At 50.8% G+C, this 15,755-nt stretch carries 14 protein-coding genes; 7 read left to right on the forward strand and 7 right to left on the reverse strand.

From position 1 onward, the window contains the following. Nucleotides 1-81 precede the first annotated feature (81 nt). Genes AKG43_RS05830 through AKG43_RS05840 form a run of 3 tightly spaced genes read left to right on the forward strand, consistent with a single transcriptional unit; the run spans nt 82 to nt 3,156 of the window. A complete protein-coding gene (locus tag AKG43_RS05830; RefSeq protein ID WP_082402997.1) occupies nt 82-2,292 on the forward strand; it encodes an ATP-binding protein in 2,211 nt (736 codons plus the stop codon). 28 nt (nt 2,293-2,320) lie between these two features. Continuing rightward, nucleotides 2,321-2,695 carry a response regulator gene (locus tag AKG43_RS05835; protein ID WP_054599629.1) on the forward strand — a complete coding sequence of 125 codons (375 nt, stop codon included), beginning with the start codon at nt 2,321-2,323 and terminating at the stop codon, nt 2,693-2,695. After that, nucleotides 2,692-3,156, forward strand: a complete 465-nt coding sequence (locus AKG43_RS05840) for a chemotaxis protein CheX (protein ID WP_054599630.1) — start codon at nt 2,692-2,694, stop codon at nt 3,154-3,156. Before AKG43_RS05835 ends, AKG43_RS05840 begins: the two co-directional genes overlap by 4 nt. 300 nt (nt 3,157-3,456) lie before the next feature. On the opposite strand, the gene AKG43_RS05845 is transcribed toward AKG43_RS05840, so the two are convergent. Further along, nucleotides 3,457-5,283, reverse strand: coding sequence for a glycine betaine ABC transporter substrate-binding protein (locus AKG43_RS05845; RefSeq protein WP_231718118.1), 1,827 nt, complete (start codon nt 5,281-5,283; stop codon nt 3,457-3,459). Nucleotides 5,284-5,798: 515 nt separating this feature from the next. On the opposite strand from AKG43_RS05845, the gene AKG43_RS05850 reads away from it, so the two are divergent. Further along, entirely contained in the window at nt 5,799-6,263 is a 465-nt protein-coding gene (locus AKG43_RS05850) for an META domain-containing protein (RefSeq protein ID WP_054599632.1), read from the forward strand. 91 nt (nt 6,264-6,354) lie between these two features. On the opposite strand, the gene AKG43_RS05855 is transcribed toward AKG43_RS05850, so the two are convergent. Then, nucleotides 6,355-8,403: a M3 family metallopeptidase gene (locus AKG43_RS05855; RefSeq protein WP_054599633.1), complete on the reverse strand. Its 2,049-nt coding sequence runs from the start codon at nt 8,401-8,403 to the stop codon at nt 6,355-6,357. 362 nt (nt 8,404-8,765) lie between these two features. Between AKG43_RS05855 and AKG43_RS05860 the strand changes: the two genes are divergently transcribed. The 3 genes from AKG43_RS05860 to AKG43_RS05870 all read left to right on the forward strand — a co-directional run bounded on the left by AKG43_RS05860 (nt 8,766) and on the right by AKG43_RS05870 (nt 10,953). Beyond that, nucleotides 8,766-9,062 (forward strand): helix-turn-helix transcriptional regulator, encoded by a 297-nt coding sequence (locus tag AKG43_RS05860; protein WP_054599634.1) that lies wholly within the window; start codon nt 8,766-8,768, stop codon nt 9,060-9,062. 29 nt (nt 9,063-9,091) lie between these two features. Then, a complete protein-coding gene (xth, locus tag AKG43_RS05865; protein WP_054599635.1) occupies nt 9,092-9,862 on the forward strand; it encodes an exodeoxyribonuclease III in 771 nt (256 codons plus the stop codon). Between the two features lie 125 nt (nt 9,863-9,987). Beyond that, nucleotides 9,988-10,953: an MBL fold metallo-hydrolase gene (locus tag AKG43_RS05870; protein WP_197273125.1), complete on the forward strand. Its 966-nt coding sequence runs from the start codon at nt 9,988-9,990 to the stop codon at nt 10,951-10,953. Nucleotides 10,954-11,323: 370 nt separating this feature from the next. Here the strand turns inward: AKG43_RS05870 and rplS are convergent, their stop codons facing one another. Genes rplS through AKG43_RS05895 form a run of 5 tightly spaced genes read right to left on the reverse strand, consistent with a single transcriptional unit; the run spans nt 11,324 to nt 15,570 of the window. Further along, complete coding sequence (gene rplS, locus AKG43_RS05875) at nt 11,324-11,689, reverse strand: 50S ribosomal protein L19 (RefSeq protein WP_054599637.1); 366 nt, start codon at nt 11,687-11,689, stop codon at nt 11,324-11,326. Nucleotides 11,690-11,705: 16 nt separating this feature from the next. After that, complete coding sequence (gene trmD / locus AKG43_RS05880) at nt 11,706-12,470, reverse strand: tRNA (guanosine(37)-N1)-methyltransferase TrmD (RefSeq protein WP_054599638.1); 765 nt, start codon at nt 12,468-12,470, stop codon at nt 11,706-11,708. Beyond that, nucleotides 12,470-12,979, reverse strand: coding sequence for a ribosome maturation factor RimM (gene rimM / locus AKG43_RS05885; RefSeq protein WP_054599639.1), 510 nt, complete (start codon nt 12,977-12,979; stop codon nt 12,470-12,472). The genes trmD and rimM overlap by 1 nt, the downstream gene beginning before the upstream one ends. A gap of 18 nt (nt 12,980-12,997) precedes the next feature. Further along, complete coding sequence (rpsP, locus tag AKG43_RS05890) at nt 12,998-13,246, reverse strand: 30S ribosomal protein S16 (protein ID WP_054599640.1); 249 nt, start codon at nt 13,244-13,246, stop codon at nt 12,998-13,000. A gap of 56 nt (nt 13,247-13,302) precedes the next feature. After that, nucleotides 13,303-15,570: a GNAT family N-acetyltransferase gene (locus AKG43_RS05895; protein WP_054599641.1), complete on the reverse strand. Its 2,268-nt coding sequence runs from the start codon at nt 15,568-15,570 to the stop codon at nt 13,303-13,305. Between the last annotated feature and the right edge of the window lie 185 nt (nt 15,571-15,755).

The following is a 15,755-nucleotide window of genomic DNA, read 5'->3' on the forward strand; positions in this document are numbered from 1 at the left end:
TATTTATAGTTATTTATTTTAAAATTTTCTCAATAAAAATAGAAAATTAAATATGATTTAGTACATAAATAAGGGGACGTTATGAGTACGGAAAGTCATGATGAAAAACGCACACGCATGCAGGATGCTTTATTAAGAAAGCGTTATCGTAATGTTACTGCGTCAATTGCCATTTTTCTAACCTTGGTTTCAGGCTTAATGTATTACGCCTATAGCATATCTGTAGACATTGAAAAAAATCAGGCTCAAATTGATGCAGCGGGTACGTTAAGTGATACTTTCTACGATATGTTGGTAACCGTTGAATCGTTGCGGATTAAAAATTTAGAGCAAGATCTGATTCAAAATAAAAATAATCAAACAAATGGAGTAATCCAGTCTGAGAAAGGCTGGCATGCCAACAATCAGGAATATATTTCAATTCAGCTTCAAAAACAGCAAGCTTTACAAAGCTCTTATGAAACAGCATATGGCTTAATCAAGGTGTTGGAAAAAGGGGGGGCTTACACTATCGTAGAAAGTTTCGACAGCATTCAGGCTTTGGAGTCTGATGTTACTCGGGCATCTTTATCCAAAGTGCAGGATATTTGGCAAAACTATCAAATATTGCTGCGTAAAACAATAAACCATCCTATTGAGTCGGGTCAAAATGTCCAATTTGCCCATGAAGTTACTCAGTTTGCTTTGGCCAATCAAGAAACATTGTATAACAGCATTGATGAAATTATTGTCGGTCTGAATGAAGAAATTGTGGACAAGGCGGTAAATTTAAAAGCCGTTCAAATAGCCGGTATCGGATTATCGCTGTTGTATTTTCTATTCTTTATAAGCTTCTTTGTTCGCCGTTTGGAAAAATCTGATCGTGAAATTGCTGTGGCCAGACGTGAAAATGAGGAAATTTTACAGACAATCAATAGCGGCCTGTTTCTGCTGGATAAAGATTTGAACATCGGTACTCAATACTCTAAGGAATTAGAGAATTTATGGGGCAAAAAAAATTTTGGCGGACAAAATATGCTCAATATTCTATCAGATATGGTGGAAAGCCCTAAGGATTTGGAAACTGCCAGCAGTTTTATCCGCCAACTATACAATCCGAGAGTTAAAGAAAAACTGATAGGCAGTTTGAACCCGTTTGTGCGTTGTCCTATGGTTGTGACCAATCGCGCAGGTATGAAAGAAACCCGCTATTTGGATTTCAAATTTAACAGGGTGTATCAGAATAAAGAAATTGCACGCGTATTGGTTAATGTTAGCGATGAAACCAATTCCGTTTTGTTGGCAGAAAAAATTTCAAAAGAGCGCAAACAAAGTGATTTGCAAACCGAAATGCTGTTTTTCATTTTAAATGCCGATCCCAAGTTACTGCTTGATTTTATTGAAACTGCTAAAAAGCGAAATAACAATATCAATGAGATATTGAAACGTTCTGCGAAAACACAGGAAGATTTTCTGCGCAAACTTGAAGCTATCTTCAGGGAAGTTCACGGCATGAAGGGAGATGCCAGCTCTTTAAGTCTTCATGGTTTTGTGGCTATTGCGGAAAGATCGGAAGACAATTTAAAAGAGCTGCAAAACAGAAAAGTATTGAATGGCGAAGACTTTTTAACGCTCACGGTTTTATTGGAAGAGCTGTTCAGCCTCACGCAAATGATTGAAGATTTAAACAGCCGGATTAATAAAACGTCATCCGAGCATGGCCGAAAAACTGCCCACCATGCAGGCCGCCAATCAAAATTTACCGATTCAGTGGCTAAACAATTGGGCAAATATGTGGGAGAGTTGGCGGAACGAAATGGAAAAAAATTGGATTTTCACTGTGAAGGTATGGATGAACCCGGTATCAACATGACCATTAAAAGCCAACTTAGGGAGCTGGCCGTACAATTATTAAGAAATGCTGTTGTTCACGGGATTGAAAAACCGGATGTTCGCTTGAAAAAACACAAACTGGAATCCGGGCATCTCCGTTTGGTTTTGGAAGATAAAAAAGATTCGGTTTGCCTTACAGTGCAGGATGACGGTTCAGGTATTAATGTTGAATTGATTCGCAGCAAACTGGTTGAAAAAGGTCAATATTCTCAAGAAGAAGCTGCCCAGTTAGACAAAAGGGCGCTTATTCAAAAAATATTTGCTCCCGGTTTTTCAACAGCGCTAGAAAATAATGAAGATGCAGGCAGAGGTGTGGGTATGGATATTGTTAGTGAGCGGATCAAACAAATGAAAGGCAAAGTATCCATTGCTACCCGAGCCGGCGCTTATACATGCATTACGTTAACCGTGCCGAAATAATTTAAAACGTCAACATTAAAAAGGGAAAATGATGCTTACTATTATGGTCGTTGATGATTCCAATATCATCCGTAACCGCATTACGCGCAGCTCTGAGAACAGGGGTTTCGAAGTAGTGGCCACTGCGGCAAACGGAAAAGATGCGGTTCAGTTATATGATGTATTGAAGCCGGATATGGTAACGATGGATTTAACCATGCCGGAGATGGATGGTTTGGCCTGTATCCGCCACATCATCGATTTAGACGAGAACGCCAATATTCTGGTGATTTCGGCTTTGGCCGATAAGGCAACCGGTATCAAAGCTTTGGAGTATGGTGCGAGAGGCTTTATTTACAAGCCTTTTACCGATGAAGATTTATTTGAGGCACTTGAAGAACTGGCAGAAGGATTGCAAAAATGAAAGAAAAACAACTTCAAGTATTTTTAGAAGGCGTGCAGAAGTATTTCAGCCAAGTCGCGGGAGAAGAAATCTTCGTGGGTACGCCGTATCTTGTTGATAATGTTATGCCTGCAGCAAAACATTATTCCGGAGTGATTGCCATTTCAGGCAATAATAAGGGTGTCGTTTACTTTACCTCTCCGGCCAGCATGGCGCAGCGGCTGCTGGAGCTTATGGGTGAGGGTGATGTTTGCGAAGCCAATATTATGGATCTCGTAGGAGAAGTGGCAAATACGATTGCAGGAAACGCGCGCAGTGAATTTGGAGAAAATTTTGAAATTTCCGTGCCGATTGTGATCAGAGGTGCGCCCGATGAAATCATGCTGCCGCGTGAAGGGCGGTCTTTTGTGATTCCTCTTGAGTGGAACAAACTCCAAGCAGCCATCGTGATTGCCATATATAAAGGCTATTTGAGTAAATAAATAGTATGAATAGAGCGAATTGAAATGTATTTTTTCCGATACGCTCTCTAGTGGGTGTGATTTCGAAATGGGTTTTGTTTGATTGTCAAACAAAACCCGTTTCTATATATATCTGAAGGTTTTGACAAAGGTCTTATGCCGTGCCGTCTGAAAAACAACTGCAGTTATTCAGACGGCCTGTCGGGTGCTCAATATATAGTAGTCAACTCAATTTTACTGCGATAAGGTGCGGCAACACCGTAGCAGAAAAAGTTTATTCGCTACATACGTTTTGTCGCTGATTGTAGCGCTTGAGTATGATTATGACTGCTTATCTTTACCGCCGCAGCCGTAAGCCTGCGTAATGCGGTCGATGATAATCGCCAGAATCACGATGGCGGCACCGGCTTCAACGCCTTGGCCGATGTTGAGCGTTTGTACGGCTTGCAGCACATATTCGCCCAGCCCGCGCGCGCCGATCATGGAGGCCAGTACCACCATGCCGAGCGACATCATCACGGCTTGGTTTACGCCGGCCATGATGCTGGGCTTGGCTTGCGGCAGCAGCACCCATTTCAGCAGCTGCCAGCGGTTGCTGCCGAATGCAATGGCGGCTTCAATCATTTGCGGGCTCACTTGGCGGATGCCGAGGGCGGTAAGGCGGATAAGCGGGGCGAGGGCATAGACTACAGTGGCGAACAGCGCGGGCACTTTGCCGATGCCGAACAGCATCAGCACCGGAATCAGATACACAAAACTCGGCATGGTCTGCATCACGTCGAGTGCGGGCGAGAGCAGCTTGTAGAGGCGCGGGCGGTAGGCGGTGAAGATGCCGACGGGTATGCCGATGATCACGGTGAGCAATACCGATGCGGCCAGCAGCGCGAGCGTCTGCATCAACGCCGACCACAGGCCGAACGAGCCGATTACATAGAAACCGCCGATGCACAAAGCGGCAAACCACCATTTGCGCGTAGCGTGCCAGCCGACTGCGCCGGTGAGCAGCAGCACCAACCACGCGGGCATGGCCTGAAGCAGGCGTTCGAGCGGCAGCAGCAGGGCGAGTGTGGCATCGCTGGCTTGGCGCAAAGTGTCGCCGTGGTTTTGCACGGTTTGCTTGAGCGAACGGTTGAGGCCGTCTGAAACCGACCATACGCGGAAAATGCCGTTACTCTCGGCCGATTGGATATCGAGTTTGGCTTTCAGACGGCCTGCGGCTTCTTCGGAAACCCATTGCTGCCATATTTCGGGATGCTGCTGCAAAAACAGCTTGGCTTGGGCATCGCCGCTGCGTTTGTTTTCCGACATTTCGAGAATGGTGCGGTTGAGCATATCCGGCTCGAATTGCAGCCGTTCGATCATGGCGGTAAGTTCGGGGTGGGCCGTCTGAAACGGGGTGGAAACGGCAACGGCGAGTTTGGACACGGGAAAGCCCGATACGCATTGATTGCTGCTGTCGGCTTGCAGCAGGGTTTCCCAACAGGCGGCATGGTGTTCGGGGAAGTCCAGCGGCTCGAAACGGTATTTCGCCATCAGGCCGGTGGGTTGCCAGTAGTAAAACAAGATCGGTTTTTTCTGCTCGTAGGCAGACGAAATGGCGGCATCCAAAGCCGCGCCGGTGCCGGGGCGGACGTTATTGAAATTGCGGTTGAGGCCGGTGGTGTCGAGCAGACGGGTGTTGAAGACTTCACACGTCCATCCGGTAGGGCAGTTGAGAAAGCGTGCCTTTTGCGGCGATTCGGGGTCGGGGAACAAATCTTTGAAGCGGGGCAGGTCGGCCATGCTCTTTAAATCGGGGTGTGCCTGTTTCACATAATCCGGCACATACCAGCCCTGCTGCGCCCCGCCTTTGAGCGTGTCGCCGATAACGGCGGCTTTCTTTTCGTCGACGGCTTTCTGCATCACCGGCGAACGGCCGACCCATTGTTCGGCAATAATCTGAATGTCGTTTTGCGCCAACGCGGTTTCCAAAGCGGTAGTCGTACCGGGCACGTTTTCGGTGGCGCAGCCGTAGCCGTCGCGCAAGATGGTGTTTAAGACGGCGGTGGTGAATTGTCCGCTTTCCCAGTCGAGCGCGCCGAGTTTGACGGGATTGTCGGGCGCACAAGCCGCGGCAAACGGGCTGGCGGCAAGTAATAAGGTGAACAAAAGGGGCTTGAAAAAAGACATCAGCTGGGCTTTCTGGTGGCTAAAGGCGGGGTTGGCAGCGGGGGCGGTATAGTGTGGCGGTATCGATTCGGCTGCTTTCGGGTTCTAGGCCACATTGCGCGCATAGGGTGGCAGAAGTGGAATAATGTGATGAATCCATGATGATTTTCAAGATATTAATACAGATAGCAGGCTTTGCAAAACTTATTAGAGCCGAAACTTTTGCAAAAACGCCATTCATGGCAAACGGGTTGATTTTGATAGAAGCAGCGGTGCCGTGTTAGGTTCGGTTAAACAGGCGTTTTATGGTGCCGACGAGTGTACAATCCGCAATGCTATAGTCAATCAACTTAACTTTACTACAGCGTTGCTGCACTTTAGCTTAAAAAGAACGATTTTGTAAGCCGCTGAAGCGGCAACAGAATCGGTTCCGTACTACTTGTACTGTCTGCGGCTTGCTGCCTTGTATTAAAATTAAGTTGATTGACTATATACCAACAACCGAAAGGCTTGATATGAAAACTTGGATTGCTTTATCCGCATCAACTTTGGTTCTGATGACAGGCTGTTTTGCATCGCCTGCCAAACCGCAACCAGAATCAGTAAAACCGCAGGCGGAGCAACCCGCGCCATCCGGTGTAACCCTCAAAAGGGTGTGGATGCTATCCGGTTTGGAAGGTTTTACCCGCCAACAGCTGGTTGCCGCCCGCGCAGAAATGGATTTGCGCACACTTCCCCGCGTTAATGCCTATATGGGCTGCAACCGCTTGATGCTGAGTGCCGGTTCCGTTACCGATGAGAAAATTTCATTCGGCAATGTGGCTTCAACCCGTATGTATTGCGATAAAAATATGGCATTGGAACAAGCCTTTGCGGAGCGTATTGAAGGCACTTTCACTTACCGTATCGAAGGGCACAAACTGGTGCTGCGCGATGCTTCGGGCAGGGAGATGCACTTTGTTGCCCAAGATTGGGATTAACCGTTGCCTATGATTGTTCAACACCGTTCAATCTGTGCAGTAAAGGCCGTCTGAAAAACATTTTTTCAGACGGCCTTTAGTTATCTGCCCGTTAAGCGGCTTCTACATCAAACCCGCTATGGCGCAGTAAGGCATCGATTTGCGGTTCGCGGCCGCGGAAGGCTTTGAACGATTCCATCGCGCTGCGCGAACCACCAACGGCGAGGATTTCCATCCAGAAGCGTTTGCCGGTGGCTTTGATGTCGTCGCTTTCTTCAAAAGCGGCGTAGGCATCGGCCGACAGCACTTCCGCCCATGCGTAGCTGTAATAGCCTGCCGAATAGCCGCCCGCAAAGATATGGCTGAAGCTGTTGGCAAAGCGGTTGTAGGCAGGCGGCTGGATAACGGCCACTTCTTTACGCACGTTTTCCAACACCTGCGCCCAGTTTTTCAGACGGCCTTCGTCGCTTTCACTGTAAATCAGCATGTCGAACAGGGCAAATTCCATTTGGCGCACGAGGAACATGCCGCGCTGGAAGTTTTTCGCTGCCATCATTTTGTCGAACAATTCGCGCGGCAGGGCGGCTCCGTTGTCTTCGTGCGACGACATTTCCGCCAGCACGTCGTATTCCCACGCAAAGTTTTCCATAAACTGGCTCGGCAGCTCCACCGCATCCCATTCCACGCCGTTGATGCCGGATACGCCCAGTTCGTCAACCTGAGTGAGCAGGTGGTGCAGGCCGTGGCCGGTTTCGTGGTAAAGCGTGATGATTTCGTCGTGGCTCAAGCGCGATTCCTTGCCGTTCACGGGCGGGGTAAAGTTGCACACCAAATAGGCAACGGGTGTTTGCGTTTGGCCGATGCGGTTGCCGGAAATGAAACGGCGGCGGCCGCGGTAGTCGTTCATCCAAGCCCCGCCGCGCTTGCCTTCGCGGGCAAACAAGTCCATATACACGCCGCCGATGATTGAGCCGCCTTTTTCCAGCTCGAAATAACGCACGTCGGCGTGCCATACGGGTACGGTTTTTTCAATGAAGTTCACGCCGTACAAACGGTTGATCTGGGCAAACAAACCGGCCAGCACTTTGCTTACCGGAAAGTATTTTTTCACTTCGGTTTCGCTGAACGAATATTTGGCCTGACGCAGTTTTTCGCTGGCATAGGTCAAATCCCAAGATTGCGGTTCGGCAATGCCCAAGGTTTCGCGGGCAAACGCCTGCACTTCGGCCAAGTCTTTCTCGGCAAAGGGTTTGGCGCGGCGTGCCAAGTCGTGCAGGAAGTCCAGCACCTGCTGCGGGGTGTCGGCCATTTTGGTGGCGAGCGACAATTCGGCGAAATTGGCAAAGCCCAGCAGTTTGGCTTCCTGCAAAGCGATTTCCAAGCGGCGGCCGATGTTGGCGGTGTTGTCGAACTTGCCTTCGTCGCTCAATTCGCTGGCGCGGGTAACGTAGGCGCGGTAGATGTTTTCGCGCAATTCGCGGTTGTCGGCGTATTGCATCACGGCGATGTAGTGCGGCATTTGCAGGCCGATTTTGTAGCCTTCCTTGCCTTCGGCTTGGGCTGCGGCGGCGAACATGGCCATCGCGTCTTCGGGCAGGCCGGAGAGTTGGCTGTCGTCGTCGAAATAAAGCGCGAAGGCATCGGTGGCATCGAGCACGTTTTGCGAGAACTGCGCGCCGAGCTGTGCTCCTTCGGTTTGCAGCGCGGCAAACTCTGCCTGCTGTTCGGGCGGCAATTCGGCACCGCTCAATACGAAGTCGCGCAGGTCGTGATCGAGTTTGGTTTGCTGGGCCGTATCGAGTTTGGCAAATTCGGGCGAATTTTTGATGGCTTTAAAACGCTCGTAGAGTTCGATGTCTTGGCCGATTTCGGTAAAAAATACGGTTACTTCGGGCATCAATTCGTTGTACACGGCGCGCAGTTCGGGCGTATCCACCACCGAATTCAGGTGCGCTACCACGCCCCAAATGCGGCCGACGCGCTCGGTAATGTCGGTAAGCTGCTCGACGGTGTTGTTCCAAGTGATGTCGCTTTGGGCTTTGACGGCGGCGATTTGGGCGCGTGCTTCGCTCATGGCGGTTTCCATCGCGGGGCGGATATCGGCGGTTTGGATATCGTGATAACGCGGCTCGTCGGCAAGGTTCAGTAATACGTTGCTCATGTTTTTCCTTATTAGGTGTTTTCAGACGGCCTTTTCAAAGCGTGGGGCCGTCTGAATAAAAACAGGTAAGAAAAGAAATCAAACGGGGTTTATATAGTGCCGGATGCGGTAAATTCAAAGCCCGTTTGATGTTAAGACGGTTGACTTAGGGCAATATAACAAAAATCATACCGGCAGGGGCGGCCGGATTCATTGTTATTGTTAAACCGAGTTATTAAAACCGCAAATGCAAAAAAGCCCGTCGGCATGGAAACTTTTGAAAAAGCATGCACTTCAGATGTGCTTGGCTGTATCAGTTTGCTTCGCTATCTTCCTTGAATGGTATAGAATAGCTCTATAACAAACCGCTACTAACTATAACTATGGAAATATCATCCGATACCGTCCGCACAGCCATGCAGCTCAAGCTGATTGCCCATCCGCAGCGGTTGGCTATTGTGAAGCTGCTGTTGGAAAGCGAGCATAGTGCAGGAGAAATTGCCCAAGCAACGGGCATTCACGTAACCACCGTGTCCAACCATTTGAACAAAATGCGTAGCAGCGGAGTAGTTGATTTCACCCGCTACCACCGTGTGATGCAATACCGGCTTACTTCACCACTGATTGCTGCCGTACTCCGTGCCGTACAGGAAAACAGTGGTCATAAGGAGGCCGTCTGAAAACTATTTGGAAACAGACAAAACATATCATGAAAATTGCCACTTGGAACGTAAATTCCCTCAATGTGCGCCTGCCGCAAGTGCAAGACTGGCTGCAACAACACAACCCCGACATTCTGGTATTGCAGGAACTGAAACTCGATCAAGACAAATATCCCGCCGCCGTTTTTCAAATGAGCGGCTGGCATACCGTATGGAGCGGCCAAAAAACCTATAACGGTGTGGCCATCATCAGTAAAACCGAACCGCAAGACGTACACACCGGCCTGCCTGCGCTGCCCGACGACCCGCAGCGGCGCGTGATTGCCGCCACTATCGGCGGCGTGCGCGTGATTAATGTATATTGCGTGAACGGCGAAGCACCCGACAGTCCGAAATTCCAATATAAAGAACAATGGTTTGCCGCGTTAACCGAATTTGTGCGCGATGAGATGAGCCGCTACGAAAAGCTGGTGTTGCTGGGTGATTTCAATATCGCTCCAGCCGATTTGGATTGCTACGACTCCGAAAAATGGCGCGAAAAAATCCATTGCACCAGTATCGAACGTTCGTGGTTCCAAAACCTGCTCGATCTGGGTTTAACCGACAGCCTGCGCCACCGCTATCCGCAAGAAGTGATGTACACATGGTGGGATTACCGCGGCGCGATGTTCCAACGCAAACAGGGTTTGCGTATCGACCACCTGCTGATCACTCCCGCCTTGCGCGATGCCCTGCAAGACGTGCAGGTGGATTTGGAAACCCGTGCACAAGAACGCCCCAGCGACCATGCGCCGGTGTGGGCGGAGTTTGCCGTTTGAGCCACATTAGCCCGAGTGCCCGATGGCATGAGGCCGTCTGAAAACTTTCAGACGGCCCCGACTTCGCCCTTATGCTTACACCATTGCTTAAATCCTTTTTCATAACAAGACTTAAGGTTAAAAAAATGTACTCACGATTCTTAAAACCCAAATTCTTTTTCAACCTCATGTTGGGGTTGGCCGCCGTTCCTGCCGCCGCACACGCCGCTCAGTGCACGAATGCCGGCTTGGACGTAGTGGTGCTCGGTTCGGGTGGTCCTGAGCTAAGCGACAAACGAGCGTCTACCGGCTATCTGGTGCGCGAAAACGGCAAAGCCCGTTTCATTATCGACTTTGGCGCAGGTTCGTCGCTCAACTTCGAGCGGGCGGGCGGCGACATTAAAGACTTGGAAGCTTTGCTGTTTACCCATTTCCACGTTGACCATTCCAACGATTTGCCCGCATTGGTCAAAGCCTCCTTTTTCTCAGGCCGCAACCGCGACTTACCGGTCTACGGACCCACCGGGAACCACACTATCCCGACCACGCCGTTATTCGTAGAGCGGCAGTTTGGCGAAAAAGGCGTTTATCCTTATTTGTCGGATTTCCTCACAGGAGAAGCGGCTTTCGCCCTGAAACCGATAGCCGTTAACGCCGATAAAAAACAGCCCAAACTGTTTGAAACCAAACTCGGCGGTTTTACCTTGAAAGCGATTCCCGTAGAACACGGCCTGCTGCCTTCTTTAGGCTGGCGTATCGAGAAAAACGGCTGTTCCGTTACCGTATCCGGCGACACCAGTAATGCAGGTAAAACATTGGATACATTGGCTAAGAATACCGATGTGTTCATCGCGCACAATGCCGTGCCCGAGAGCAGCACCGACCGTGTGGCCGTGAAATTACATATGAAGCCGTCTGAAATCGGTAGAATTGCCCAAAAAACCGGCAGCCGCAGCGTGGTGCTTACACATTTCATGCGCCGCACCGAAAATGTACAACCGGCCACATCCGCAGCTATCCGCAAATCCTATCGGGGTAAACTGGCGTTTGCGCAAGACTGCGATATTTATTCCTTAAAAAGCGGTACGAAAATCGGAAGTTGTAAGAAGTAGGGCTTCATTGCACAGCCGGTGGAGATGGAGGCCGTCTGAAAAAACGTAGAGACTTTTGAAAAACTTACAGTCAATCAATACTTTATTAATACAAGGCGGCAACAAGGCGGCAAGCCGCAGGCAATACGGGTATAGCCAATCCGCTTCGCTTTTACTACGGTGTTGCTGTGCCTTAGCTCAAAGAGAACGATTGTGTGAGCCGCTGAAGCGGCAACAGAATCGGTTCCGTACTAGCTGTACTGCTTGCGGCTTGCCGCCTTGTATTCAAATTAAATTGGTTGGCTATATAAGTCTAAATTTCTTTTAATAAAAGACTTCGTCCTAATAAAAATACCCGCTTGGAAAGCGGGTATTTGTTGTGTGTTGAAAATTAACCTTTGCGGGCAGGCAATTTTTCTTTAATACGGGCAGCCTTACCGGTCAGACCGCGCAAGTAGTACAGTTTGGCACGGCGTACGTCACCACGGCGTTTCACTTCGATTTTCTCTACGTTGGGAGAATACAGTTGGAAAGTACGCTCAACGCCTTCGCCGCTTGAAATTTTGCGAACGATGAAGTTGCTGTTCAAACCGCGGTTACGACGGGCGATTACTACGCCTTCGTAAGCTTGCAGACGGGTACGGTTGCCCTCGGTTACGCGCACAGATACGACAACGGTGTCGCCCGGAGCGAATTCGGGGATGGTTTTGCCCAAGCGGGCAATTTCTTCTTGCTCTAATTGTTGAATCAGGTTCATGTGTTTATTTCCTAAATTATGATTGGCTGTCCTGTTGCTCTTGTTTGATTGCTTCTTTGATTGCTTCCAAGAGGCGGGACTCCTTTGGGATTAAACTGCGCTTGGCCAGTAAGTCGGGGCGGCGCTCTAAAGTGCGGCGCAGCGATTCTTTCAACCGCCACTCCGCTATCAGGCCGTGGTTTCCCGTGCGTAATACTTCGGGAACTTCCATGCCCTGAAATTCTATCGGTCGGGTGTAGTGCGGGCAGTCTAAGAGGCCGTCTGAAAACGAATCTTGTTCTGCCGATTGGGCATCGCCCAAAACACCGGGTATCAATCTTAATACTGCATCCATCAGCATCATGGCAGGTAATTCGCCGCCGGAAACCACAAAATCTCCGATACTGATTTCTTCATCTACGCTGCTTTGCAGCAGGCGTTCGTCTATGCCTTCGTAACGGCCGCACAATAAGATAATGTTGTCGAGCCCGGCTAATTCTGCTGCTTTGGCATGGGTTAGCGGCATGCCTTGGGGGCTGAGGTAAATTACTCTGCCGCTGCCGGTTTTTTGTTGTTGTTTTGCTTCTTCGATAGCTGCCTGCAAAGGCGGTGCCATCATAATCATGCCGGGGCCGCCGCCGAAAGGGCGGTCGTCGATGTAGCCGAGTTTGTTGTCGGCAAAACGGCGGGGGTTGATGGCTTGAAACTGCCAAAGGCTCTGTTTTAATGCCCGCCCGGTTACGCCGTATCGGGTAATGCTGTCAAACATTTCCGGGAACAGGGTAATGGCTTGAATCAGCATCAGTAATCTGTGCCCCAATCGGCGGTGATGATTCTGTTTTCGGAATCGACATTGCCGATGAAGTGTGAAACAAACGGGATCAGTTTTTGCCCGTAATCGCCATCTACTACCAAAACGTCGTGTGCGCCGGTTTCCATCAGGTTTTTTACCGTGCCCAGTGTGATGTTTTCTGTGTTGACCACAGTCATGCCCACTAAGTCTGCCCAGTAATATTCGCCTTCTTCGGCGGGTGCGAATGATTCGCGGGGGATTTCGATGGTGTAACCGCGCAGAGCGAAGGCTTCGTCGCGATCGTTTATTCCTTCAAATTTTACCTGAAGCTCGCCGTTAACGATTTTTCCGGCTTCCAGCGTAACATTCAGGCGGCGACCGTCTTTGCTAAGCTGCCACTCGGGGTAGTCCAGCAGGCTGTCGGTGTATTCGGTGTCGGCGGCGATTTTGAGCCAGCCTTTGATTCCGAATACGCCTTTGATGTAGCCCATGGCTACCCTTTGCTGAGTGTCGGTCATGGCAGTATGTGTCTTTGATTAAGCAGCGATTTTTTGCTCTTTAACCAATTTGGCTACGGCGTCGCTCACTTGTGCGCCTTGTGCGATCCAGTGGTTCAGGCGGTCGGCGTTCAGGCGTACGCGCTCTTGTTTTTCGTTGGCTACGGGGTTGTAGAAACCTACGCGCTCAATGAAACGGCCGTCGCGGCGGCTGCGGGAGTCGGTTACAACTACGTTGTAGAACGGGCGGTGTTTTGAGCCGCTGCGGGCTAAACGGATAACTACCATGAGTGGTTCCTTTGATAAAAATCGGATGTATAGAAAACCGCTAATTTTAGAATAAATTACGATCTCAGTGCAAGTATTTGTTGTTTTAAGTTGCGCTTGATGTTGTTTACCGGCGTGTCGGGTTCGGGATTCAGGTTGAATATGACTTCGGTTAGGGTGTTGTCGAAAGGGGAGGGGTGGGCGCTGAAGCCGAGTTTTTCGGCGAGTTTGTGCATGGCGGGATTGGTTTTGAGGATTTCGGCATACATTTCTTGGTAGCCTTGCTGTTTGGCCAGATGGATGATTTGCTGCATCAGGTGGACGGCCAGCCCTTGCCCTTGTGCGGCTTCTGCAATGCTGATGCCGAATTCGCACCGCTCGGGAATGCCGGTGCTGCTGAAGCGGGATACGCCGAGCCATGTGCCGTCTTCTGCTTCGGCCACTACGGCGGCTTCGTAGTGGTAATCGAGGTTGCAGGCTTGTGCGAGCATGGCGGGGGTAAGTTCTTTGAGATGAGCCATGTAGCGGGTGTAGCGATGGTGGTCGGAGAGATTGCGTACGAATGTTTGCTTGGCTTCTGCATCTTCAGGCAGCATGATCCGGATGTGTGCGCTTCGGCCGTTTTTCAGGGTAAAGGTGTGGGCGGGGCGGGCGGGGTAGGGGGCCAGAATGTTGGGGGTATGGCCGGCGGTTTCCGACGGGATGATTTCTGTGCAGGCTCCGTCGGCGCCGATGGTTACGGTGATGCTGTCGATGTTGGGCAGGCCGTCTGAAACGGTGTTCAGGCTGTGCAGAAGTTGGTGCAGGGTTTTTTGATGGCGTTTGAGATCGGTTTGCTGAATCAGCCTTTCGGTGTCTAATGTGCTGAAGGGGGGCAGATAGGCGGTGGTTTGGCCGTGTGTGTCGACGTAAAGGACGGCTCCGTAGTGGGGATGCCGTCTGAAACGGAGTGTGGCGAATACAGGGGATTCTGCGCTGCCGGGTTCGGGTAAGAACAGGGCGGCGGCAAGTTCGGCGGGTTGGTTGCCTATACGGGCGGCCTGTTGTGCGTCGGGGGTTTTGACGTAGGCGGGCAGGGGTTTGGCGGTTTGCACCAGTTTGGCGGTAAATGCGGCATGGTCGGCTTGGAAGCGGAAGGCGGTTAGTGCTTGGATGGTGCGGTTGAAGCCAAGCAGGCCGTCTGAAAAGGGGCTGACGATATAGAGGGGTTTTTCGGACTGCTTTTGCAGGTGGCTCAGAATACGGGTGGTGTCTCGGGCGTTGGGGTCGGTGCCGGAAACTACGGCCAAAAGGGCTTCGGTTTGGTGATGTTGCAAAATGCCGTCGGCCAATGAGCGGTAGTGCATGGCGGTGGGGTTGGGGCCGATATAGCCGTATGGGTTTTCAGACGGCCTTTGGTTTCCGGGGGGGATTTGTAGGGCAATGCCGAGTGATTCTGCTTTGCTGTGCAGGCGTCCGCAGGGTTTGTCGGCAATCAGGTGCAGTTTGCGGGCGGTATGTTTGCGTGCGGACAGGGTGTGTAAAGCGGCGGCCAATTCTTCGGGGGAAAAGACGACAATGGCGCCTGTGCGCAGCGACAGGGCTTTTAAAACCGCTTTTTCTTCTTTGTCGGTATAGGAGGTAACCGACAAAATAACGGGTTTGCGGCGTACGGTGCGGCGTATGATGCTGAACAGGGTGCGCGGGTGTTCGTGGCGGTTGTAGGCGGAAACGATGATGTGGGTGTTGGGGTCGTTGCTTAAGAGAGCCATGATGTCGGCCGAAGAGGTGGGGCTGAGCGGGTGGTGCAGCCCGATATGGCATGAGATGCCTAATCCGGCCTGTTTTAATAGAGCGATGGCTTCGGCACTTTCGGAGGGATGGCCGCTGATAAGGCCGATGTTGCCTGCCGGTGCGTCGCCGCCTGTGCCGGCATTTAAGCCCAAGGCGGGAATGTGGATGCCGCCGGGGTGGCAGACGATGGCCTGTACGTTGAGTTTGCGGGCTTTTTGCACGATGGTTCGCGCTTTGTCGAGGATGTCTTCGGGCAGGTTTTCCCAATCCTGTATCAATACTGCGTAGGGGATATTCTGTTTGCGGCAGGCTTTCAGCACGGCTTCGTAACTGTCGGGCGGGGTAACGGCCACAACGGCATCGGCGGCTTCGGGAACGCGGCCGATGTTGGTGTAGGCTTTCAGGCCGCCCACGGTTTTGTGGCGCAGGTTAACTGGGGTAATCTGCCCGTTGAAAGGGGTGCGTAACAGTGAAGTCAGCAGGCGTTCGCCCAAGCTGTGGCGGCGTTCGCTGGCGCCCACAATAATCAGGTGGCGTAAGGAAAACAGAGTGGAGGGCGGCTGGCTGTGCATGATGGCTCCCTAGGCGGAATATTGAAGGCGTTTTTCCAAACAACATTTAGGGCGTGTCGTTAAAAGGGATTATATAGCGAATCGGTTTTATGTTTGCCAAATATTCCATGCCGCCGGTTTCGGTCTGATGTGCCAAGCAAACTTTATTTCTGCTGCGGCGTTGCTGCCTTGTATCAAAAATAAGT

The organism is Neisseria sp. 74A18 (assembly GCF_001308005.1).
Classification (GTDB): Bacteria; Pseudomonadota; Gammaproteobacteria; order Burkholderiales; family Neisseriaceae; genus Neisseria; species Neisseria dumasiana.